Source organism: Flavobacterium sp. 90, from assembly GCF_004339525.1.
Classification (GTDB): domain Bacteria; phylum Bacteroidota; class Bacteroidia; order Flavobacteriales; family Flavobacteriaceae; genus Flavobacterium.
This window is the reverse complement of sequence record NZ_SMGE01000001.1, coordinates 1,529,725-1,555,242: the sequence shown is the minus strand read 5'-3', so window position 1 is coordinate 1,555,242 and position 25,518 is coordinate 1,529,725. Positions and strand designations below refer to the sequence as shown.

18 protein-coding genes are annotated in these 25,518 nt (G+C 32.6%); 11 read left to right on the top strand and 7 right to left on the bottom strand.

Annotated features, from left to right (window positions below):
• Positions 1–2: 2 nt before the first annotated feature.
• From C8C83_RS06195 to C8C83_RS06170, 7 genes are all read left to right on the top strand, one after another.
• Complete coding sequence (locus C8C83_RS06195; protein WP_132011693.1) at positions 3–3,779, top strand: DUF6443 domain-containing protein; 3,777 nt, start codon at positions 3–5, stop codon at positions 3,777–3,779.
• A 191-nt stretch (positions 3,780–3,970) separates the two neighbouring features.
• Positions 3,971–4,147, top strand: a complete 177-nt coding sequence (locus C8C83_RS27195; protein WP_158598142.1) for a hypothetical protein — start codon at positions 3,971–3,973, stop codon at positions 4,145–4,147.
• A 71-nt stretch (positions 4,148–4,218) separates the two neighbouring features.
• Positions 4,219–4,884: a hypothetical protein gene (locus tag C8C83_RS06190; RefSeq protein WP_132011692.1), complete on the top strand. Its 666-nt coding sequence runs from the start codon at positions 4,219–4,221 to the stop codon at positions 4,882–4,884.
• 24 nt (positions 4,885–4,908) lie between these two features.
• Complete coding sequence (locus C8C83_RS06185; protein ID WP_121327077.1) at positions 4,909–5,568, top strand: hypothetical protein; 660 nt, start codon at positions 4,909–4,911, stop codon at positions 5,566–5,568.
• 3 nt (positions 5,569–5,571) lie between these two features.
• On the top strand, positions 5,572–6,237 hold the full coding sequence (locus C8C83_RS06180) for a hypothetical protein (RefSeq protein ID WP_121327076.1): 666 nt from the start codon (positions 5,572–5,574) through the stop codon (positions 6,235–6,237).
• Between the two features lie 25 nt (positions 6,238–6,262).
• Entirely contained in the window at positions 6,263–6,922 is a 660-nt protein-coding gene (locus tag C8C83_RS06175; protein WP_121327074.1) for a hypothetical protein, read from the top strand.
• 311 nt (positions 6,923–7,233) lie between these two features.
• Complete coding sequence (locus C8C83_RS06170; protein ID WP_132011691.1) at positions 7,234–7,524, top strand: hypothetical protein; 291 nt, start codon at positions 7,234–7,236, stop codon at positions 7,522–7,524.
• Between the two features lie 194 nt (positions 7,525–7,718).
• Here the strand turns inward: C8C83_RS06170 and metE are convergent, their stop codons facing one another.
• Positions 7,719–10,040: a 5-methyltetrahydropteroyltriglutamate--homocysteine S-methyltransferase gene (gene metE / locus C8C83_RS06165; RefSeq protein ID WP_121327070.1), complete on the bottom strand. Its 2,322-nt coding sequence runs from the start codon at positions 10,038–10,040 to the stop codon at positions 7,719–7,721.
• Between the two features lie 157 nt (positions 10,041–10,197).
• Between metE and C8C83_RS06160 the strand changes: the two genes are divergently transcribed.
• Together C8C83_RS06160 and C8C83_RS06155 are read left to right on the top strand one after the other, a co-directional pair.
• A complete protein-coding gene (locus C8C83_RS06160) occupies positions 10,198–10,659 on the top strand; it encodes an Lrp/AsnC family transcriptional regulator (protein ID WP_121327069.1) in 462 nt (153 codons plus the stop codon).
• Positions 10,660–10,866: 207 nt separating this feature from the next.
• The gene (locus C8C83_RS06155) at positions 10,867–12,213 is read left to right on the top strand and encodes a deoxyguanosinetriphosphate triphosphohydrolase (protein WP_121327067.1); all 1,347 of its coding nucleotides are present in this window, start codon (positions 10,867–10,869) and stop codon (positions 12,211–12,213) included.
• Positions 12,214–12,334: 121 nt separating this feature from the next.
• Here C8C83_RS06155 and C8C83_RS06150 read toward each other — a convergent pair whose 3' ends face one another.
• From C8C83_RS06150 to C8C83_RS06125, 6 genes are all read right to left on the bottom strand, one after another.
• Positions 12,335–13,336 (bottom strand): DUF3078 domain-containing protein, encoded by a 1,002-nt coding sequence (locus C8C83_RS06150; protein WP_121327066.1) that lies wholly within the window; start codon positions 13,334–13,336, stop codon positions 12,335–12,337.
• A gap of 38 nt (positions 13,337–13,374) precedes the next feature.
• Complete coding sequence (locus tag C8C83_RS06145) at positions 13,375–15,162, bottom strand: 1-deoxy-D-xylulose-5-phosphate synthase (protein ID WP_121327064.1); 1,788 nt, start codon at positions 15,160–15,162, stop codon at positions 13,375–13,377.
• Positions 15,163–15,217: 55 nt separating this feature from the next.
• A complete protein-coding gene (locus C8C83_RS06140; RefSeq protein WP_233566014.1) occupies positions 15,218–16,081 on the bottom strand; it encodes a hypothetical protein in 864 nt (287 codons plus the stop codon).
• A 9-nt stretch (positions 16,082–16,090) separates the two neighbouring features.
• Entirely contained in the window at positions 16,091–17,020 is a 930-nt protein-coding gene (locus tag C8C83_RS06135) for a hypothetical protein (RefSeq protein WP_121327062.1), read from the bottom strand.
• Positions 17,021–17,022: 2 nt separating this feature from the next.
• Positions 17,023–17,853 carry a hypothetical protein gene (locus C8C83_RS06130; protein ID WP_121327060.1) on the bottom strand — a complete coding sequence of 277 codons (831 nt, stop codon included), beginning with the start codon at positions 17,851–17,853 and terminating at the stop codon, positions 17,023–17,025.
• A gap of 78 nt (positions 17,854–17,931) precedes the next feature.
• Positions 17,932–18,906 (bottom strand): energy transducer TonB, encoded by a 975-nt coding sequence (locus C8C83_RS06125; RefSeq protein WP_121327058.1) that lies wholly within the window; start codon positions 18,904–18,906, stop codon positions 17,932–17,934.
• 221 nt (positions 18,907–19,127) lie between these two features.
• Here C8C83_RS06125 and C8C83_RS06120 point away from each other — a divergent pair, with 221 nt between their 5' ends.
• On the top strand, positions 19,128–19,571 hold the full coding sequence (locus C8C83_RS06120) for a nucleoside deaminase (protein ID WP_041516481.1): 444 nt from the start codon (positions 19,128–19,130) through the stop codon (positions 19,569–19,571).
• Between the two features lie 180 nt (positions 19,572–19,751).
• Positions 19,752–25,415, top strand: a complete 5,664-nt coding sequence (locus C8C83_RS06115) for an MG2 domain-containing protein (protein WP_132011690.1) — start codon at positions 19,752–19,754, stop codon at positions 25,413–25,415.
• Positions 25,416–25,518: the final 103 nt, after the last annotated feature.

Genomic DNA, 25,518 nt, shown 5'->3' with positions numbered 1-25,518 from the left:
TTATGATAAAAAATATCTCCCAATATACAGTCGTTTTGTTGTTTTTTATAACGATTGCATTACATGCCCAGACACCCGTAGTCATATCAAAACCAGAAAAACCTGCCACCAGTTATACGGTAACAGCGGCAACAGGTCCTGTTACATTAATTGCCAGCGAGACCATCACTTTTGGACCTGGTACATTTATACAAGCCGGAAGTACTTTTACAGCCAGGATAAGTTCCGTCGCTCAGGATATTGCTATTCCTGTTGATCCGTCTATTTCTAAAAATGATAATTACATATACACACGTGTTTTTCAATCTCCAATGGCGACCGTTAAAGGAATTAAAAACAATAGAGATGTACAGGAAAGTATCACTTATTTTGACGGATTAGGCAGACCTGTGCAAAATAATGCAATCCGTCAAGGCGGAGATGCTTCAGATATTATAACACATATTGAATATGATGGATTTGGCAGACAAGGAAAAGAATATTTACCTTTCTCTCTTCCTAATACGGGTAATACTTATTCAAGAACGAGTTCACAAGATGCTTTGACTAAGGTTTTAAGCTTTTACAATATAGATAAATACAGCAAAACTCTAAACCCATTTTCTGAAAAAAGATTTGAATCGTCCCCACTTAATCGCGTATTAGAACAGGCAGCGCCAGGAAATGATTGGGCGATGAGTAATCTTAAAAAAAATACGATAAAATCAGATTACCAGACCAATATTTCTGCCGATGCAGTAAAATTATACAAGGCAACTACAAGTTGGCAAGTAGCTAAAGGATTTTACGATATTGCTTTTTCAAGCGCAGGGACTTATGATGAATATGAGTTATACAAAAATGTAACTTACGATGAGAACTCCGGAGTAAATCCAAGTGAATCTTCAGGCTCAACAATAGAATTTAAAAATAAAGAAGGGCAAATCGTCTTAAAGAGAACCTACAACGCAGGACTTAAACACGATACCTATTATGTTTATGATATATATGGAAATCTGACTTATGTAATTCCTCCAAAAGCAGATAGCACCATAAATCAGACAGTTTTAGACGGTTTATGTTATCAATATAAATATGACAACAAAAAGCGTTTAGTCGAAAAGAGATTACCGGGCAAACAATGGGAGTTTATTGTTTATGACAAATTAGGCAGACCAGTAGCTACAGGTCCTGCATTTTCGCCCTTTGCGGCAGATAAAACCGCAGGCTGGCTTGTTACCAAGTACGATATTTTTGGCCGACCTATTTATACCGGTTGGAGCTCTCAGAATGTTAGCACAGTTACTAGGAACACATTACAGACAGCTCAAAATTTGGCAACCATTTTGTTCGAGACTAAAAAAGCAACTACGATTGATGGTATCGTTACTAATTATGACAATAGTATAGCACCAACTAGCTTTAAACTTTTGACAGTGAATTATTATGATGATTATACTTTTCCTGCAGCTCAGGCGATGCCAGCTACGATTATAGGGCAAAAAACGTTAGCAAATGCTAAAGGTCTTGCTACAGGAAACTGGACAAGAACGCTTACAACGACGTCGGCGATAACAGGGGAAACAGCAACTATTTTTTATGACAGTAAAGGAAGAGTGATAAGTAATTACATAAAAAATCATTTAGGAGGGATAAGCCATACAGATAGCGAACTTGATTTTACGGGAAAGACACTTAGCAGCATGACGGAACATCAACAGGTAAGTGGAGGAGCAAAAATTATTGTAAAAGAAAAATTCACCTATACGGCGCAAAATCGTTTACTGACTCATACACACCAAATTGGTGCAGAAAAAGAACAACTTCTTGTAGATAATACCTATGACGCATTAGGACAGCTTGTTGGTAAAAATGTAGGTAACATTGCAGGAAGCCCTTTACAGAAAATAGGATACAACTATAATATACGAGGCTGGCTAACAGAGATTAATAAAACCGCTAATTTACAACAAGGTTCAGACCCGAAAGATTTATTTGCATTCAAAATAAACTACAATACAACTGAAGCGAATTCAGCTGTTACCAAGGCACTTTACAACGGTAATATAGCGGAAACCTTTTGGACATCAAATTCAGATGGTGGTATTTTACGCGGTTATGGTTATCAATACGACCAGTTAAACCGATTGAAAAATGCCACCTATCAAACACCAAAACTTACCGATAATAAAAACTACTTTGGAGAGAATATAGATTATGATAAAAACGGAAATATTATGAAATTGCAACGCAAGTTTATGGCTGGAACAATAAGTAATCCTTATGCAGATGATATGGATAATCTGGGATATTTTTATCCTAATAATTCCAACCAGCTTATGAAAGTAACCGATACGACAAATAACCCGCAAGGATTTAAAGACGACAGTAATGGTTATAATGATATCGAAGATGATTACGCCTATGATGACAACGGAAATCTCACCAAAGATCAAAACAAAAGCATCATTGAAATAACTTATAACCATCTCAATTTACCTAAGAAAATTGCATTTGGTACAACTGGCAATATTGAGTATATTTATAATGCATCAGGGCAAAAACTCGAGAAAATTGTAACGGAAAAAGGAGTTATCACCAATACGAAATACTTAAATGGCTTTCAGTATAAAAACAATGTTTTACAGTTTTTTCCAACAGCCGAAGGATATGTAAAAAACACCAGTACGAATCCGGCAACAAATGTTTTTCAATATGTATTTAATTATTTAGATCATTTAGGAAACGTTCGTGTAAGTTATACTAAAAATCCAACAACAAGTAAAGTTGAGATTCTGGAGGAGAGTAATTATTATCCTTTTGGTTTTAAGCATCAGGGGTATAATGATTATTTACCAAGTACTAATAAATATAAGTACAACGGGAAAGAACTTCAAGAGGAGTTAGGCCTTAACTTCTACGATTATGGAAATCGTAATTACGATCCAGCGTCAGGAAGATGGAATGTGATGGATGGAAAAGGAGAATTATATTTTGGCAGTTCACCATATGTTTATGCCTCTAATACGCCTGTCCAAGCTGTAGATCCTGATGGTAATCTTGTTATTTTTATTAATGGAATGCACGGTGGGAGTGGAGGAACTTCGGACTATTGGAGAACATATGAGACTATTAGATACATGACTGGGACTAAAAAAGTTATGGGTTTTTCTTATAATACATATGGCTCTTATGAAAGAGAAACTGCTGCTTTTGATAAATCAGTAATGAATCAATTAGGAGATCAACATGCTATGTATAGAGACGGTGCAATTGGCGGTGCTAGTAATATTATTAATCAATATGGTATGATTGGCAGTAGTCTAAATGTGTCTGATAGAGTTGCTGGCGGATATAGTCAAGGAAAAAAAGATGCTAAATCCATAATTGATAATTTAGCTAGGGATAAAACAACAGGAGAAATAGTAGAAACGATAAAAATTATAACACACAGTATGGGGGGAGCTTATGGCAAGGGCTATGTGAAAGCACTTAAAGCTTATATAAAAACACTACCTACAGAACAGCAATATCAAATTAAAATTACTTTAGTTGCAGATTTCGATCCTTATCAAGGAGGGAGTCTGAGCACAAATAATAATGTATTTACTGAACAATTTACACATATTGGCATACTAGCAGACCAACGACAAGAAGGACTTAATGACAGTAATTATCATGAAGACAGTACTCAGTCTGCACACTCAATTATGACTTATTTAGGTGATATTAATAGTCTTCAGGAAGGGACTTATAAGTGGAATGGAACTTCTTGGGAATGTACAACTTGTAAAAAATAAATATTATGGAAATCAGCAATGTAGCAAAGTATTATTTGCTTAATTTTATATACATACCTATATGTATAATTTATGCCAATATCATAGGAGAGGACACAAGTACAATATTATTTGTTATTGTACTAGCCTTAATGACCTCAATTTTATTGTATTTATATGATTTGGTATTTACGGTAATAGCAATAAAAATAATGAATAATAATTCTATTATTTCTTTTATTCTTCCAGTAATGCTTCTCATTCCGCTTAAGTATGTTTTAAACGGTTTTGATTTTGGTGGAAAATACGGTTTCTTAATTATCGTAATTGGAACTTTCTTAATTAATATTTTTACTTGGTCGAGGATAAAAATGAAGAATAATAAATAAGGTATTTGCTGTAATTTTTATCAGAAGGAACGTATGAATACGATGGTAAAAACTGAGTAAAACAATAAGTTATGAAAAAGAAAATAATGATCGTATTTAGTGCTGTTTTTTTGATGGGTTTATTTTTTTACTTCCATTATATTTATGGTTGGTACGAATTTCGTTTGTACCAGAAAACCCCGAAAGAATTCCTTAATCATACTAAAATAAAAGAGGAAAACTATTCAAAAGATAGTGTTCGAATAGTGCTTAAAATGGAAGGTTATATAAAAGAGCATAAAGAATCTTTTTATTCTAAAGAATATTTTGATTCTACAAAAATTACTATAGATACTATTTTATATAGCCCTGATTTTAAAAAGCTAGCTATTTTTGTCATTGTTGAAAATCCTACAAATAGGCAACTTGTGCCTAATAAAGAACATAAATGGTATTATGATGGGTATTGTTACATAGGTAATAAAGAAAATGACTCAATTATAATAAACTCAATAAATATTGGATATAGAAACTATAGTAACAAAAAAGATTTATTTAATGACTTAAAAAAATTATGTTTTTTAAAATATGCTTCTAATTCAGACATTAATGGAAATAAAAATATTTATAATTTAGATGATATTCGTTATTGGGATAAAAGTATAGACTGGCAAAATTTAGAACAACGTCGAAAATCAGAAAAAGAATTTGAAGAAGAAAAAATAAAGAATCCAAAAAATATTTCCGAACCAAAATAAAATGGCTAGGATAAAATATTAGCAATGAAAAAGAAAATTATTATATCTGGCATTGTATTAATTATTGTTGTGATAGCTTTTATTTACTTCAAATATATCTTGGGATGGCTGGGATTTAGGCATAATAATTATACATCGAAAGAATTTAAATCTATAGTACATGTTTCTAAAGAGCAGTATTTAAAAGACAGTTTAAATTTAATTTCCATTATTAGAGATAAAATAGAGAAGCATCAGGATCCATATTATTCTTTTGTTCCATTAGAAAATAAAAAAATGTACTTAGATAATAGTTTTACGAGAATTTATATTGATACAATTTATTATAGTCCACAACTAGAAAAAATTGCTTTTTTAGTAATTACAGAAAATGAATATAGAAATCTTTATAAAAATATATCTTCTACAGATTCTATTGAATTGGCTTCTAGTAGCTTGCCTTCAGATCGAATTAGGTATTATGATGGTTATAAGTTTAAAACCGAAAGAAATGTAAAAACTAAAAAAATAGATAGTGCATTTGCTTTTTCAAGGTATTCTTTCATAAACTGTAGTAGTTACAATTTTACATCTAATAAGTTAAGGGAAAACATACTTAATTACCCTAAACAAAAAAGTAAAGAGAATATGATTTACAATGTTGATGATATTCGATTTTGGGAAAGCGATATTTGGAGCAAATAGACCATGAAAAAGAAAATAATAGGCATATTTAGTATTGTCTTTTTGGTAGTTACATTTCTATACTTCCGTTATGTTTATGGTTGGTACGAATTTCGTTTTTTCCAAAAAACTCCAAAAGAATTCCTTAATCATTCAAAAATAGACAAGGAAAGTTACTCTAAGGATAGTATTGAAATAGTATTTGGAATGAAAGAGTTTATAAAAAAACATAAGGAATCGTTCTATTCTAAAGAGTATTCTGATTCAACACAAATTAGAATAGACACTATTTTATACAGTCCTGATTTTGGAAAACTTGCTGTTTTTGTAATTGCAAAAAATCCTATTTATAAACAACTAATGCCTAATAAAGAATATAAATGGTATTATGACGGGAGTTGTTATATTGGAAACAGAGAAAATAATAAAATAGATATAAACTGGATTGGTCCCTTATATACAAACTATTACAATACAAACTATCTTTCAAACATTATTAGAGAATATTTTTTTAAAAAATATGCTTCTGATAAGGACAATAATGAAAATAAAAACATTTATAATTTAGATGATATTCGTTATTGGGATAAAAGCATAGATTGGCAGGATTTAGAACAACGTCGAAAATCAGAAAAAGAATTTGAAGAAGAAAAAATAAAGAATCCAAAAAATATTTACGAACCAAAATAAAATGACTTAGGTAAAATATTAAGAGATGAAAAAGAAATTTATTACATCCAGCATTGTTGTAATTATTATTGTGATAGCTTTTATTTATTTCAAGTACATTTTTGGATGGTTAGAATTTAGACATAAAAATTATACACTAAAAGAATTTAAATCTGTGGTGCACGTTTCTAAAGAACGATATTCTATAGATAGTTTAAACTTAGTTTTATGCATAAAAGATAAAATTATTAAGCACCAAGATCCGTATTACAATGCTGTCCGTGTAAACGATAAACTAATTTATATTAATGACAGTTTAACTAAAATATATATAGATACAATTCTTTGTAGTAAAAATCTTAAAAGAGTTGCCTTTTTAGTAATAGTAAAAAATGATTTTTTTAAAATACATAAAGACTTATTAAAGTTAGATAGTAATTATCTAAACGACAGTGGTGTTTTACCAAGAGATGGACAAGAATTTAATGGCAGGTGTTTTTTAGCAGAAAGAAAGGATGAAAATAATTCATTTGAAAGTATAAGGTCATTTTCCAGATATTCATTTAATGATTCAAGTTCATTTAAAAACGTTTCTAATCAATTAAGAGAAATTAGTTTTTCTTTTGAAAGAGAAAGCGATAGTGATAGTAGGACTTATAATGTTGATGATATTCGGTTTTGGGAAAGTGATATTTGGCGTAAATAAGCTGGGAATGGGAAACTAATAATCGTATTTGATATTTCTTTAGCTCTTCTTGAATTTATTTAATTTGAAAAAAAATAATTATGATTTTAGAGTTAGTTTTTCAAAGTGTTTTGACTTTTAATGTGTTTAGGATAATGATATTAAATAGCAATTACAGCATATCATTATGCTAATAATAATCACGTAATATAATTCCGCTCTGACGGTCTAAACACTGCATTAAGCTGAAATACTATCAAAACAATAACAACAGTCGCAAAGAGCAGTAAAAAATTAGTTAAAAACAAGAATGGCTCCAATAAAATAATACTATGTTATTAAAAAAATTAAAAGAAATTCTTTGTAAAGCATTGTTAATGTCAGGAAATGAAAGAGTACTATATGTAAAAAAATTTCAAAATATAGTTTGGGATGATCATTCTATTAAAAAAGAGGAGTTAAATGACATTTTAACAGATATAGCTTATCTATTAGAGTTTTATGAGTCAAATGAGATATTACGAAAAGAATCTCGAAAGTGTTATGGAGATGAACAATTAGAATATATTTTAAAAAAAGGAATAGAAAAAATTGAACTTTACACTAAAAAAATACCTAAGTAAAATTCTCAACCCCATATGAATCTTTTCGTATAAAACAGTATTAATAAGACGGAAAACAGATTTTTGTTGAGGTTCCGTAAATACAATAAAAAACAAAATACCAACATTAGTGAAGTCGAAACTAAATCCTAACTACAAGAATTTCGACTCCACATGTTGGCACTAAAAAACAAAAATATATCTAACTAAAATAATTAATTTACATTGGTTTCAACAGCTGCTCTCATTTCCTGAGCTGCTGCAACCATTTCGATTAAAGCTTTTTTGGTTTCATCCCAATGACGTGTTTTTAAACCACAATCAGGATTTACCCATAATTGATCAACCGGAATAACAGCAGAAGCTTTTTCTAACAAACGTACCATTTCGGCACTTGAAGGTACACGCGGTGAGTGAATGTCATAAACTCCAGGTCCAATTTCGTTTGGATATTTAAAATTGGCAAAAGCATCTAAAAGCTCCATTTGCGAACGTGAACATTCTATCGTGATTACGTCAGCATCCATATCAGCGATATTCTGAATAATATCGTTGAATTCGCTGTAACACATATGCGTGTGAATTTGAGTATCATCAAGAACTCCACTAGCCGAAATTCGGAAAGCTTTTACAGCCCAATCCAAATAATTTGCCCATTCTTCTTTTCTCAAAGGCAAACCTTCGCGAATAGCAGGTTCATCAATCTGAATAATTTTGATTCCCGCTTTTTCTAAGTCAACTACTTCGTCACGAATTGCCAAAGCAATCTGTGTACAAGTTTCAGAACGAGGCTGATCATTACGAACAAATGACCATTGCAAAATAGTAACAGGTCCTGTAAGCATTCCTTTTACCCATTTTGGAGTTAAAGATTGCGCATATTTCGACCATTTTACCGTCATTGGGTTTGGTCTTGAAACATCACCATAAATAACCGGAGGTTTCACGCAACGGCTTCCGTAACTCTGAACCCAACCGTTTTTGGTAAAAGTAAAACCGGATAATTGCTCTCCAAAATACTCCACCATATCGTTACGCTCGAATTCTCCGTGAACCAAAACATCTATTCCGGTTTCTTCCTGAAAACGAATTGTAGCTTCAGTTTCTTTTTCGATTAAATCATTGTATTCTTCCGTTGATAATTCACCTTTTTTAAATTTCGCTCTCCAGCTTCTCACTTCAGCTGTTTGAGGAAAAGATCCAATTGTTGTGGTTGGAAACAAAGGAAGATTTAAAGCTTCAATCTGGCTTTTTCTTCGGATAGCAAAAGTGCTTTTACGCTTGTCATCAGCCGAAGTAATATTAGCAACTCTTGTTTTTACTTCATTATTATGAATCAATTTTGAAGTTTTACGATTGTCATTTGCAATTCTATTTCTTTCAAAATCGATAGAGTTTTTAATATCAATTTCGTTAGAAGCTAATTTTTTTAATATAACAATTTCGTTGATTTTTTGTTTAGCAAAAGCCAGCCATTGTTTAATTTCAGGGGTTAAAGTAGCGTCGTTTGTCTCTAAATCTAAATCGCAAGGACTGTGAATTAAAGAACAAGATGGCGCAACTAAAATTCTGTTTTCACCTAAAGCATCAGTTGCTTTTTGAATTAAATCTAAAGATTTTTTGAAATCATTTTTCCAGATATTTCTTCCGTCAACAACTCCAAGAGAAAGATTTACTGTTGAATTTAGTTTTCCGGATTCTAAAATATCATCCAATTGCAAAGGACAACGAACTAAATCTAAATGGAAAGTATCAACAGGTAAAGCCAATGCTGTTGCTAAGTTTTCTCCAAAACAATCAAAATAATTAGCGAGAATGATTTTGATTTTCGGGAAACGAATGTTGATTTCATTGTACACTTTTGTAAAAGTGTTTCTTTCTTTATCTGTTAAGTTTAAAGCTAAGAAAGGTTCGTCAAGCTGAATATATTCAACATTTTCTGCTTGTAATTTTTCGAAAATTTCGAAGTAAACAGGAAGTAATTTATCGATAAGATCAATTCGGTGAAAACCTTCTTCTTTTTCTTTTCCTAAAAGTAAATAAGAAATTGGCCCTATTAAAACTGGTTTTGTAGCAATTTTTAAAGCATTTGCTTCTTTGAATTCATCGATTATTTTTTCTGAAAACAATTCAAATTTTTGATTCTTTGTAAATTCAGGAACAATATAATGATAGTTAGTATCAAACCATTTTGTCATTTCCATTGCTACAACATCCTGACCGTCTTTTTGTGCACCTCTTGCCATTGCAAAATACAAATCGATTGCCGAATTTGTTTTTGCTAATTCGCTGTAACGCGCTGGAATTGCACCTAAAGTTAAAGTCAAATCAAGCACTTGATCATAAAAAGAAAAATCATTAGACGGAATCAAATCTACTCCGGCTTCTGACTGTAAATGCCAGTTTCTACGACGGATATCTTTTCCGGTTTCGATAAGTTCATCAACAGAAATTTTTCCTGCCCAATACAATTCAGAGGCTTTTTTTAATTCTCTGTTGTTGCCAATTCTTGGGTAACCTAAATTATTTGTTTTCATTTTTAATTCAGTTTTTTTTACTGAACAAATTTATTGTATTAGATTTTAAAACTTATATTTGGTTGTTATTTAAGTAAATAGTCTTTTAAAAGTGATTTATTGAAGATTATATTACTGATAAAATCTTTTAAAAGGCATTTTGGCCGTAAAAAATACTATGGAAAATCTAGACAACACCGATTTACAGATCCTAAAACACCTTCAGGAGAACTCAAATATTAATACAAAAGATCTCGCAAGCAAATTATTTCTGACTGTAACACCAGTTTATGAACGAATAAAAAGGTTGGAACGAGATGGATATATAACAAAGTATGTTGCGTTGCTGGATAGGAAAAAAATGAATCGCGGTATGACCGTTTTTTGTAATGTTCGCTTAAAAGAGCATGCAAGAAATGTGGGAAGTAATTTTGTAAAAGACATTGTGGCACTTCCGGAAATTATAGAATGTTACAATATTGCCGGTGACTATGATTTTATGCTCAAAATTTTGGTTCAGGATATGGCTAGTTATCAGGATTTTGTAATGAACAAATTATCAACTATCGAAAACATTGGAAATACGAACAGTATTTTTGTAATGGGGGAAATTAAACATAGCACAGCATTAGAATTTTAATGTTTTTTTTGCCACGAATTCACGAATTTTCATAAATCATCACGTTTAAAATAATTCGTGAATTCGTGGCTATTAAAACTTAAATCAAATTAATCTGTAGCCCATTTTTATTGAATATTATCCTAAAATAAAATGTATTTTTGAGGTCTTAAATAATCGATTAGATCCTCAATCTAAAATCAATAATCTACAATCTAAAATAGAACAATGAACTGGGAGCAACTTTTATCACTCAAACGCCAAGGCGATACAAGCAAAAGATTACGTGTAGAACAAGACGATACGAGATTAGGATTTGAGGTTGATTATGACCGAATTATTTTCTCGGCGGCATTTAGATCTTTGCAGGATAAAACACAGGTAATTCCGCTTTCGAAAACAGATTTTGTGCATACGAGATTAACGCATAGTTTAGAAGTTTCGGTTGTTGGGCGTTCTTTAGGGCGTTTAGTTGGAAAAAAAATCATCGAAAAATACCCGCATTTAAAAGAAGTTCACGGTTATCATCTGAACGATTTTGGCGCTATTGTAGCGGCGGCTTCTTTGGCGCATGATATAGGAAATCCACCTTTTGGACATTCTGGTGAAAAAGCGATTGGAGAATACTTTTCGATAGGAAAAGGACTAAAATACAAAGATCAATTAAAGGCCAAGCAATGGCAGGATTTGATTGATTTTGAAGGGAATGCAAATGGATTTTCGGTACTTTCGGCAAGTCGCCCGGGAATCGAAGGAGGACTTAGAATTTCGTACGCAACATTAGGAGCTTTTATGAAGTATCCAAAAGAAAGTCTTCCTAAAAAACCAACGAATAATATTGCCGATAAAAAATATGGTTTCTTTCAGACTGATAAAGCATTTTTTGAGGAAGTAGCTAAAGACATGGGAATGATTGCCAATAAAGATGGTGATGACGTAGGTTTTGAAAGACATCCGTTGGCTTATCTAGTAGAAGCGGCAGATGATATTTGCTACACAATTATTGACTTTGAAGATGGAATAAATCTAGGTTTAGTTTCGGAGGATTTTGCATTAGAATATTTGATTAAACTCGTAAAAGACAATATTGGAGTTTCTAAATATAAATTGTTAGAAACTAAAGAAGATAGAATTAGTTATTTGCGTGCTTTGGCGATTGGTGCTTTAATTAACGATGCTGTTGATGTTTTTGTTGAAAATGAAGAAGCAATTCTAGCCGGAAAATTTCCTTATGCCTTAACGGATAAAAGTAAATACAAAGCGCAAATGGATGATATTATCAAATTAAGCGTTGATAAAATTTACCAAAGCCGAGAAGTTGTTGAGAAAGAAATTGTAGGTTATCAAATCATTCAGACTTTGTTGGATAAATTTATAACTGCTTTTAATAATAAATATGAGGGAACTGCATCAAATTATGACAAATTGATTTTGAAAATGTTGCCTGAAAAACATCATTTAGACAAAACCAATTTATACGAAAGATTGCTTCATATTTGCCATTTTGTTTCGTTGTTGACAGATGGAAATGCCTTAGAATTATTCGAAACCATAAACGGAAGAAAGAGCAATTAAATTTTATAATAAAAAAATAAACACATAGAAACCTAGGTTTTTATGTGTTTTAAAGAATATTAAAAAAGATATATTTTGGTCAGGTTTATCATTAAGGAAAAACCTGAAACTAATTTTTTTTTTACTGAAAAGCATAAACCAAACCTACGCCCAAAACTTGTCTTAACTGGGTTCTTGGTCCGTCGTTTACTTGTGAAGTTGTTCCGGTAGTTGGGTCAACAACATCTTTTTTAGTTTTGATATCATCATCATAAACTAAATGTATACCAATATTTGCTTTTACATATGCATTAACAACAAGGTCAAGACGAGTGTCATAATCGACATCGACATTCCCAAATTTATTTAGATAATCGGTGTATAAGCTTAGCCTGTTTTCGTAAAAAACGTTTTTATAAATCTCGTTTTTCGTGTACGCTGTTAGCAAAATACCAAACTCAGCTTTTATTTTTTGTCCGTCTTTGATTAAAATTTGTGAATTAGGATCATTAGGATCAGGTGCATAAATAGCTTTTCTAACCCCAAAAGATCCCTGATTAGCCAAATCTTGATCTAGAACCAATGTTGTTTTTAAAGTTATTGGAGAGAAATAGAAAGTTCTGTTTTTGGCTTTGTTTGAATTCTCAGCTCCGGCTCCTAAAAAGATATATGCCGGTGCAAATGGTTTAGAGATTGCAATATCTCTATTTGGATAATTATATCCGTTTGTAAATTGCGTATTGAAGTTGTATTTAGCAGAGTAATACCAATTTGAGATGGTATCTTTCCTAAAGCCGTAAGTTGAGTTCAGCATAATCGCATCATCCGTTTTACGAAGTTCGATTCCGTCTTGCTTGTTTAAACCATATTTTACGATAAGTTCATTTACCCATTTATGATTTCCTTTTTGATATGTTCTGTTAAATTCACCTTTAAATAAACCAGAAATAGAACTTGTTCCCCCGGCACTCCAATTCACAAAAGCAATTTCAGAAATGTCAAAACCTAATTGGTTTTTCTTTGTCCAGTTTGATGGAAGTTTTGGTAATTGATTTGGATCTAAAGTCGTTTGTATAATTTGAGCAAAGTTATTTGAAGTACACAATAGCAATAGAAGCAAAAGGGTAGAACGCAATAATTTCATTAGGTGGATTTTATTTTAATTTTGGTAGTGCAAAATAATTATTTTGTGGCGTTTGAAAAAAGATTTACCAAACTTTTAACGTCAATTTTACACAATTGTTGTAATTGATTTACTGTTCCATGCTCAATAAACATGTCAGGAACACCCAAAATTTGAATGTGGTTTTTATAATTATTTGCTGCTGCAAACTCCAAAATTGCACTTCCAAAACCACCATTTATTGCACCGTCTTCGATAGTAATTATTCTTTCGAAAGAAGGTAAGATAGTGTTTAATAAGTTGGTGTCTAGTGGTTTAATGAATGGAAAATCATAATGCGCGATAGTTTCAGAATTGGTCAGCTCATTGATCGCCAATGTTACATTATTTCCTATAGTTCCGGTTGATAAAATAGCCGTTTTTGTTCCGGGTTTTAAGACGCTAGCCTGTCCTATAATAATTTTTTCATATTGTCCGAAATTTTCTACTTCCCAGTTTGGTAAAACGCCTCGACCACGTGGATATCGAATTGCGATAGGATGATTTAGACCTAATTGTGCCGTATATAAAATGTTTTGCAACGCAATTTCGTTAATTGGCGCATAAATTATCATATTTGGAATAGTTCTCAAATAAGCAATATCAAAAACGCCATGATGCGTTGCGCCGTCTTCGCCAACTAAACCAGCTCTGTCTAAACAAAAAATTACAGGTAAGTTTTGTAATGCCACGTCATGAATAACCTGATCGTAAGCACGCTGTAAAAAAGTCGAATATATATTGCAATACACAATCATGCCTTGAGTTGCCATTCCTGCCGCAAGCGTTACGGCGTGTTGTTCTGCAATTCCTACATCAAAAGCGCGTTCTGGAATTTCATCCATCATAAATTTTAGAGAGCTTCCCGAAGGCATTGCCGGTGTAATTCCGACTATTTTTTCGTTTTTTCGGGCTAAATCTAAAATGGTTAAACCAAAAACATCCTGAAATTTCGGAGGTAAATTTTCTTCAGATTTTAAAATAATTTCTCCGGTTGAAGCATCAAATTTTCCGGGAGCATGATATTTTACCTGATTTTCTTCTGCTTGCTGTAAGCCTTTTCCTTTTGTGGTAACAATATGAAGAAATTTAGGGCCTTTTATGTTTTTTAATCTATTTAATTCTTTGATTAAAAGAGGAAGATCATGACCGTCAATTGGTCCCGAATAATCAAAATTCAACGATTTGATCATATTATTCTTCTTCGGGTTTTTTCCTTCTTTTACAGCAGTAAGATATTTTTTAAGCGCACCAACACTTGGATCAATCCCAATAGCATTATCGTTGAGAATAACCAATAAATTAGCATCAGTAACTCCCGCATGATTCAAGCCTTCAAAAGCCATTCCGGATGCAATAGAAGCATCACCAATAACGGCAATATGTTGTTTGTCGAAATCGCCTTTTAAGTTAGAAGCAATCGCCATTCCCAAAGCAGCAGAAATGGAAGTAGAAGAATGTCCAACACCAAAAGTATCATAAACACTTTCGCTTCTTTTTGGGAAACCGGAAATACCTTCAATTTGTCTGTTAGTATGAAAAATTTCTCTTCTTTCGGTCAAAATTTTATGACCGTAAGCCTGATGTCCAACATCCCAAACCAATAAATCTTCGGGCGTATTAAAAACATAATGCAAAGCAATAGTCAATTCAACTACACCTAAACTTGCGCCTAGATGACCTTCTTTTACCGAAACAACATCAATAATAAATTGACGTAATTCCTGAGCAATTTGAGGAAGTTGCGCTTCGGTTAATAAACGTAAATCGGCGGGATTGAATATGTCAGAAAGTAAGTTGCTTTTCATTGTATGGTAAAAAGCAAATTTACGGTTTTAAATTTAATTTTTTTGCTGAGATGCATTACAATACAATTGGTAAAGAATATTGCATCCTGATTTTTTTTCCGTTTGACGTCCCTGGTTCCCATTTAGGGCATAAACTTAAAACCCTGATGATTTCTTTTTCCAAAGGCTGTTCAATTACAGGTTCAGATTGAAGATAAGATACAGAGCCATTTTTTTCTACTGCAAATGAGATTCTAATTTTGAGTTTTTCAGCACTTGCATTATCAGGGTTTTTAAATTCTTTTGCAAAAAAGGTATAAAATCGATCAATGCCACCCGGGAATTCTGCATTTGTTTGCATAACTGCGCCCGTAACAAATGAACTTTCGTCTTCGACAACTTTTTTAGAATTAATCTTTGCAGGTTTTTCTTTTTCAGTATTCTTTACAGGCTTTTTCACAAATTTAACCTGATCAACTTTTGGCGGTGGTGGAGGCGGCAACAGAGTGTCGTTTGTGTTATTTTTTTCTGGCAGAGAAATCCCAACGGTTGCATGTGGCGTTTGAGTAGTATCTTCAACAACTTCGACTTTATCTATTTTCTGTTTCTTTCCTTCTTTATTCTGACAGCTAAACAAAGTTGTTCCCATGGCTACAAATAATGCTAATAAAAACATTTTGTAATAATTGGTTTGTGTATGTAAAACCTGTTTTGGAATTTGAATCGTAACAGAATCTAATTGTTCATTTTTAAACCTTCCACAAATTCTATTGTTTTGATTTTGAATGAAAAAATGCTGTATTTCATCTGGTAGCATTGATGTGAAATCAACAACAGTTTTAGAACAACTTAAACAATAACGACCATTTTCGTTTGGATTCATTTTGTTCCAGTTTTCGTGGCAAGGTTCTGGAATTGTTATTTTAAAATTTCTTTCCATGATTAAAATTTAATTTGTTTGGCTTATACGGTTATCGTTGTCGTTAACAAGATTGATTGAAACTATTTTTGAAAGTTTCCTTTTTCTTCTTTCAGTATTTAAGCTGTCTTTCTCTAAAACAATTTTCAATCGAATAACAGTTGAAATTCCTTTTCCGTTAACTATACCAGGGTTCCATTTTTTAGATTCTTGTAAAACCCTAATTATTTCTTCTCCGGTTTCATGACCAATATTATCAAAAACCTTAATTTGATTTAAAATTCCAACCTTGTCGATTACAAAAGAAACCTCAATTTCTCCCGTACTACGTCTGGCTTTTTTAGGAATCTGAAATTCATTTTTAATAAAGTCAGTAAATCTTGCAAACCCGCCCGGATAATCGGGGATTGTCTCGATATAATCAATAGGCGGAAGTCCACCTTGAGTTTCACTAAAATTATTGCCAATGTATTCTGAAACAGAGCCAGGAGATTCGTTAATCATTACAGAAATGCTTTTGCGAGAAATAATTGGAGGTGGCTCAGTTATACTGTCCTTACTGTTTGATTTGTCAGGAACTTTCGGTAAATAATCTTCGACAACTTCTACTTTTTCAATTTTTTGTTTATTCCCATCTTCATTTTGGCAACTAAACAATGTAGTTCCCATAGCAATAAACAATGCCAATAAAAACATTTTATGATAATGCGTTTGTGTGTATAAAACCTGACTTGGAATTTGAATTGTTATGGAGTCTAATTGAGAATTTTTAAATCTTCCGCAAATACTTTTATTTTTATTTTGAATAAAAAAATGTTGTATTTCATCTGGTAACATAGCTCTAAAATCAATAACCGTTTTAGCACAATTCATACAAAAACGACCATTTTCGTTTGGAACCATGTTGTCCCAATTTTCGTGACAAGGTTCCGGAATCGTTAGTTTGTATTTGTTATTCATTGTTAAATTGTAATTGGTAAAACGTAAGTTGATCGGACGATTTTGTTTTTTAGCTTTCCTGGAATCCAATTTGGTGCCATTTTTAAAACTCTAATAGCTTCTTCACCTATTTCTTTCGGCGTATTTTTATCAAGGTTGAAATTACTCAAACTGCCATCTTCTTCTACAACAAATACAATAGATATTTTTCCTTTAAATTTTTTTGTTTTGTTTGGAGCGACATAATTTGTGGTGAAATAATTATAGAACTTTTTCATCCCGTCTTCGGGAACAGGCAAAACATCTAAATCATTTGAGTTGTATATAATGTGATAGTGAAAACTTCCCGTTTGAATTAAATCAGGAGGAATCACCATGCCCATCGTAATTCCACTACTAATTTTTTTCGGTTTTTGTTTTTTAGATTCGATTTGATGTCCATAACAGAAAGAAACAGGCTCATTTTCATCTTGATTTTGCGTTGTATTGTCAACAATCTCGATTTTGTCAATTTTATTTTTGTTCCCGTCTTTATCAGCACAACTAAACAAAGTTGTTCCCATCGCAATAAACAAAGCCAATAAAAACATCTTATGATACTGCGTTTGTGTATATAAAACCTGACTCGGAATTTGAATTGTTATATTTTCTAATTGTTCATCTTTAAACCTTCCGCAGATTTTGTTATTTTGATTTTGAATGAAAAAATGCTGAATTTCATCTGGCAGCATTGATGTGAAATCCACAACAGTTTTAGAACAATTCATACAAAAACGACCATTGTCTTTTGGCGTCATTTTGTCCCAATTTTCGTGACATGGCTCCGGAATCGTTAGTTTGTGTTTTCTTTCCATTTCTAGATATCAGAAAATAAATGTAATAAAAAATAAATACCAAGAACTACTTTGTAAAAAAATCTCACTAGCAGTAATTTATTGTTTTAAAGTTAATTCAGTTTGTTCCTTACTTTCTCTGGTCTGAAAAATTTGCATTGAGGTAATTTTTGAGAATTTTCTTTTTCTTTTTTTCGGATTCAGAGTATCAAGCTCAAGTGTAATAGGCATGTCGTAAAAAGTTCTGACTTTTTTTCCATTGATTTCTCCCGGAGTCCATTTTATAAATTTTTCCACAGCCCGAATAGCTTCTTCTCCAGTTCCAAAACCTAGATCTTCAATAACTTTTAGCTCATTTAGTTTTCCGTCTTTCTCAATGACAAAAGACAATTTTATTACACCGGTAGATTTCTTTAGCTTTTTAGGTATTTTAAATTCTGATTTAAACTTTTCATAAAATATATTTATTCCTCCTGGATAATCAGGCAAAATATCAATTGCCATGCCTCCATAAGTTATGGTGTCTTCTTCATAAATATTTACATTCGATATCGCTTCTCCAGATCCTGTTTCTGAGATAAAGAGTGTTATTTCTTTTTTACGAGCAGAGAAGTGTTTACGTTTTGTTATTTTTGTATCGCTAACTTTTGATGATTTATTATTTACTTCATGTTTCTCGTTAGAAGTTGTTTTTACAACAGGAGAATCTTCAATTACTTCAATCTTGTCAATCTTTTGTTTGTTGCCGTCTTTATCCTGACAGCTAAACAAAGTAGTTCCCATGGCAATAAACAACGCCAGTAAAAACATTTTATGATAATGAGTTTGAGTATAAATAATACTACTCGGAATTTGAATTGTTATAGAATCTAATTGAGACTTTTTTATTCTTCCACAGATATTTTTGTCATGATTTTGCATAAAAAAATGCTGAATTTCCTCAGGCAACATTTCGGTAAAATCAATAACTGTTTTAGCACAATTCATACAAAAACGACCCTTTTCGTTTGGAATCATTTTGTCCCAGTTTTCTATACAAGGTTCAGGAATCGATAATTTGTATTTTTTGTGCATTTTTCGAATTTCAATATTTAAATGTAATAAAAATAAATAGTAAAACTTTTAATAAAATAATTTAGTATAAAAAAAATGAGGCAATTATCTGTGCTAATCGCCTCAAATTAATCGCTTTTTTGAGGCGATTAATTTATTGAATTACTCAAAAGTTGAAAGTTGAGGTTTTATTGATATTTGAATTCAGGGAAAATTATTTCAAAAAACTTACTTTTGCAATTATGATAAATCCTTTCACCGACGAATACTTCATGAAAAAAGCTTTGCAGGAAGCTGAAATGGCTTTTGATAAAGGCGAAATTCCTGTTGGGGCTATAATTGTCGTTGCAGATAAAGTAATCGCTAGAAGTCATAATCTAACGGAATTGTTAAATGATGTTACGGCTCATGCCGAAATGCAGGCAATAACCGCTGCTGCAAATTTTCTAGGCGGAAAATATCTGAAAGATTGCACACTTTATGTTACACTCGAACCTTGCCAAATGTGTGCCGGAGCTTTGTATTGGAGTCAGATTTCTAAAATTGTTTTTGGAGCCAGAGACGAACAACGTGGTTTTATGACAATGGGAACAAAATTGCATCCAAAAACAACCGTTGTTTCAGGAATTATGGCAAATGAAGCAGCCGATTTAATGAAACGTTTCTTTATTGAAAGACGTAAATAATTCTTTTTTTTTGCCTTCAAAAAAATAATTTCACCTAGGGAATTTTCTTCTTAAAATATTTCAAAAAATACTTTACATTTACTACAATAATATTGATATTTCAGTAGTTATGCCTTTAACAACGAAATGTTAAATACGCTCTGTTTGTTTTAAATCTGTAACCATTAACTCTAAATAAAAGTGAAAGCAAAAGGATTAGTTCTCGTGTTTTGTGTGTTTTTTATTTTTCAATCTTGCGGTCGCAAATCAGCAGCCGATTTCAATTCCGATTTTTCATTATTTAAAGAGTATATAGTCAGTTTCACGGGAGGAATAGTCTCGTCGGAATCTGATATTCGAGTGGTTTTAGCTTTCGATAAAAAAGAATGGAAAGCCAATCAGGTTTTGGACAGCGATTTGTTTGATATTTCGCCAAGTGTCGACGGAAAAGTTGTGGCACTTTCTACAAATACCGTTGCTTTTATTCCGGAGAAAAAATTAAAACCCGGAACAGAATATCAGGTTACTTTAAAACTTGATAAACTAATCACAATCCCGAAAGAGAAAGAAAAGGAACTTTCGGAATTTAACTTTACCGTAAAAACAATTAAGCAGGATTTTACAATCAACACTGCCGATATTCAGTCGTATAGTAAAGAATATCAATATTTGAACTGTGTTTTGAAAACAGCGGATAATATTGATCTTGAAACGGCTATGAAATTAGTTTCGGCCAATCAAAAAGGGAATAAACTTAAAATTAAATTCGAAAAGAAATCAGGAGTTGGCAAAGAGTTTAATTTTATAATTGATAGTATTCAGCGTTATTCAGAAGGAACAAATCTGGAGATTCTGTATGACGGAAGCGATTTTGATATTGATCAGAAAGGAGAATTAGATTATGCGGTTGCAGGTTTAAACGAATTTAAAATTGTAAAAGTCGACGTTCCCGAAGGAACCAATCAATCAGTTTTAATTAATTTTTCTGAACCATTAGAAAAAGGACAGGATTTCAAAGGATTAGTTTCGATTCAGAATGCTAATAATTTAAAATTTTCCACTCAGGGAAATTTACTGAAAGTATATTTTAGTAACGAAGCTCCGGCTAAAAAAGAAGCTCCGATTGCTGTAGAAGAGTCTACTGTTTCTCTTACCGATTCAGTTACAACTGTTGTTGATAGTGCTGCGGTGGTAGTTGATGATGCTGTAGAAGTGGTTAAGAATGATGAAGCCGAACCACAGCAAATTCTGGCAGGAGATTTATTGATTGAAGTTTTTCAGGGAATCGAAAGTCAATATGGTAAAAAAATGGATTCTAATTACAATCAGAAAATCACTTTTGACCAAATAAAACCGGGCGTTCGTTTCATTAAAAACGGAACAATTCTGCCAAGTTCAAATAATTTAAAGCTGAATTTTGAAGCCGTTAATTTAAGCGCAGTTGATGTAAAAGTGTATAAAATTTACAAGAATAATATTCTTCAATTTCTTCAATACAATGAATTAAACGGAAGTCAGAATCTCAAGAAAGTAGCACAACCCGTCGCTAAAACAACGCTCAAACTAAGCGAAAGCAAACTAATAAATCCGGCTAAATGGAACACTTTTGCTTTAGATTTATCTAAAATAATTACGCCGGAACCAGGTGCAATTTATAGAGTAGAATTTGCATATAAAAAGAAATATTCTTTATACAAATGTGAAACTTCTGAAGATGAAGAAACTTCTGAAGATGAAGAAGAAGCAGATGAAAATGACGTAAATTACAGCGGAAACTCTTACGACGATTATTACTATGATGATTATGAATGGAGAGAAAGTCAGAATCCTTGTACCAATTCGTATTATTATAATGCCAGAATTGCGACCAATATTTTGGCCACAGATTTAGGTGTGATTGCCAAAAGAGGTGAGAATAAATCGTATTTATTTGCGGTAAATAATATTGTTACAACAGAACCGGTTTCAAACGCAAGAGTTGATTTATATACGTATCAACAGCAAAAAATAACGACTGGAGCAACAAACAGTGAAGGAATAGCTTCTTTTCAACTGGATAAATTCGCCTATTTTGCGATTGTTACCGTAGGAGATCAGTCTACTTATGTGAAACTCGATGACGGACTTTCTTTATCGGTAAGTAATTTTGATGTTGCCGGTGAGACTTTACAAAAAGGATTAAAAGGCTTTATTTATGGAGAACGTGGCGTTTGGCGTCCGGGAGATAATTTGTATTTGTCTTTTATTTTGAATGATGTTTCGAATAAACTTCCGAAATCTCATCCAATTAAATTTAGATTGAATGATCCTAACGGAAAAACAACTTATCAAACCATTCAGAAGACAAACGACTTAAATCATTATTCTTTCATTGTTCCAACAAGTGCAGATGCACCAACAGGAAATTGGGAAGCCATGATAAGCGTTGGTGGTGCTAAGTTTTACAAAAGCATTAAAATCGAAACCATTAAACCGAATCGTTTAAAGATAAAAAATACTTTTCAGAGAGCAGTTTTATCTTCGTCTTATCCAAATACCGATAATCTTGAAGTTACGTGGCTTCACGGTGCAATTGCGAAAAACCTTAATGTAGAAATGCAAGCTAAGTTTTCGCAGCAAACAACCGCTTTTAAAGGATATGAAAAATTCACGTTTGATGATTTAGTACGTCAATTTAGTACCGAAGAGATCAATGTTTTTTCCGGAAAATTAAATGAAAACGGAAAAGCTTCGGTAAATATTGAGCCAAAATTACAAGGTCAGGCGCCGGGAATGCTTCGTGCGTCATTCATTACAAAAGTATATGAAGAAGGAGGAGATTTTAGTACAGATGTTATTTCTACAACTTATTCGCCTTATAAAACCTATGTAGGTATAAAATCGCCGGAACCTAATAAATACGGAATGTTGGAGACCAGAACAAACAACCGTTTTGAGATTGTTACGGTTGATGAAAATGGAAAACCAAAATCGGTTCGAAATCTGGAAGTAAAAGTCTATAAAGTAGAATGGCGTTGGTGGTGGGATGCATCAAGTGATAATTTATCGAATTATAATTCGTCGAATGCGACAACTTCGTACAAAACATTTATCGTTAATACAGATGCAAGCGGAAAAGGATATGTTCAGTTTTCGTTAACTGATGAAGAATGGGGACGTTATTTAATTCGGGTTTCAGATAATCCAGATGGTCATGCAACTGCTCTTACGGTAAATATAGATTGGCCAATCTGGTCCGGAAAAACGCGTAACAGAGATGCTTCTACAGCAAATATGTTGGTTTTTTCTACCGATAAAAAGAATTATGCTGTTGGTGAAAAAGCGAAAATATCATTTCCGTCAAGCGAAGGAGGGCGTGCTTTAATTTCGATAGAAAACGGATCAAAAGTTGTGCAGACCATTTGGGCAAAAACACAAAAAGGAGAAACTAAAGTTGAAGTTCCAATTACGGCAGCAATGGCACCAAACGTGTATTTTAATATCACACTTTTACAACCACACGCGTCGACTAAAAATGATTCTCCAATTCGTATGTATGGAATCGTTCCGATAGAAGTTGTCGATAAAAATACGATTCTTGCACCAACACTTTCGATGCCGGACGTTTTAAAACCGGAACAAACTTTTACCGTAAAAGTAGGGGAGAAAACAGGTAAAGAAATGACCTATACTATTGCAGTTGTTGATGAAGGTTTACTGGATTTAACACGTTTTAAAACACCAAATGCATGGGATAGTTTCTATGTTCGTGAAGCTCTTGGTGTAAAAACCTGGGATATTTACGATGATGTAATTGGAGCATACGGCGGAAAAATAAATCAGATTTTTAGTATTGGTGGAGATCAGGATTTAGGCGGTGGAAAAGCCAAAAAAGCCAATCGTTTTAAACCAGTTGTATTATATTATGGTCCGTTTAAATTAGAAAAAGGACAAACAAAATCACATCAATTAAAATTGCCAAAATATATTGGTTCTGTTCGTACGATGGTTGTTGCGGGAGATGCAAATACAAGCGCTTACGGAAGTGTAGAGAAAGCAACTCCGGTAAAAAGTCCGTTGATGGTTTTGGCTTCATTGCCAAGGAAAATTTCGCCTTCAGAAAAAGTGACCATTCCGGTTACGATTTTTGCAACTGAAAAGAATATTAAAAATGTATCGATTCAGATCAAAACAAGTAACGGATTAAAAGTAATGGGAAGCGCAACACAATCGTTGTCTTTTGCTCAGCCAGACGAAAAAATGGCGTATTTTAATCTGGTAGTAGGTTCTGCAACCGGAATTGCGAAAGTGCAGGTTATTGCCACTTCCGGAAAAGAGAAATCTGTTTATGATGTTGAAATTGATATGACGAACCCAAATCCGGTTACGAATACATTTACAGATATTATTTTATCTCCAAATAGCACCAAAACTATTTCATGGAAAACTTTTGGAGTAGAAGGAAGTAATAAAGCGAGATTAGAAGTTTCTTCAATGCCAACGATGAATTTGAACGGAAGATTACAATTCCTGATTCAATATCCGCATGGTTGTGTAGAGCAAACAACTTCATCGGTTTTTCCTCAATTGTTTTTGAATGATGTGGTTGATTTAGATGCAACAAGAAAAGGAATTATTCAAAAGAATATTACAGCGGGAATTACCAGATTAGGAAGTTTTCAATTGCCAAATGGTGGATTGTCTTACTGGCAAGGAAACACAATTGCAGACGATTGGGGAAGTTCATATGCCGGACATTTCCTTATTGAAGCAGAGAAAAAAGGGTATGTTTTACCGATTAATTTCAAATCAAAATGGATTTCGTATCAGCAAAAAGAAGCGAAACAATGGCGTTTTGAACCTAAATACGGTAATGATTTAGCTCAATCTTATAGATTGTATACATTGGCTCTAGCCGGAAATGCAGATTTGTCTTCAATGAACAGATTGCGCGAAACTAAAGGTATTTCGAATGAAAGTAAGCTTCGTTTGGCGGCAGCTTATGTTTTGGCGGGACAAAAATCAGCAGGACAAAATCTTTTACTAAATACTAGTATTGATAACGAATCAGATGGTTACAATTATTACTATTATGGTTCAAGTGAAAGAAATCGTGCTATGGCTCTCGAAACGATGTTGCTTTTAGGACAGAAACAAAAAGCATTCACGATGGCTACAAAACTAGCCAAAGAAATGTCGAACAATCAATGGATGAGTACACAAACAACAGCTTATTGTTTATATTCAATGTCGAAATTTGCCATTAGTAACGGACCGAAAGGAATTAATCTTCAGTTTAGCAAAAATGGAAAAGGAGAAACGATAAGCACACAAAAAACAATTGCAGACAGAAGTTTGGTTGTTCAAACAGGAGCAAATAGCGTTGTTCTCAAAAACCTTAAAAATAACACGGTTTATGTTCGTGTCCTGAATACTGGAATATTACCAATAGGACAAGAAAATGCGACTCAAAACGATGTTTCGGCTGCTATTGTTTTCAAAAACAGAAAAGGAAGCACAATCAATGTTTCGAAAATTAGTCAAGGAACTGAATTTATTGCTGAGGTTACAATTAAAAACCAAAGAAATGAAAGTGTTCAGAATGTAGCGTTATCACAAATTTTGCCTTCTGGTTTCGAAATTGTAAATACGCGTTTCACGGATTATGGAGACGCCACAAACAATACTGCTGATTATATTGATATTCGTGACGATAGAACTAATTTCTATTTTGGAATGAAAGCCAGAGAAACAAAAACATTTAGAATTTTACTTAACGCATCATATCTGGGGAATTATTATTTACCAGGATTGCAATGTGAAGCGATGTATGATAATACGTTTCTAGCTAGAACAAAAGGTTTTTGGGTTGAGGTTGTGAAATAAAATATATGGACAAGATTAGTGTACGTATCCTAACAGGTTTCCAAAACCTGTTAGGTATCTCTATTTAAGTTCTAGGAAATAAGAATAAGAATAAATAACATAC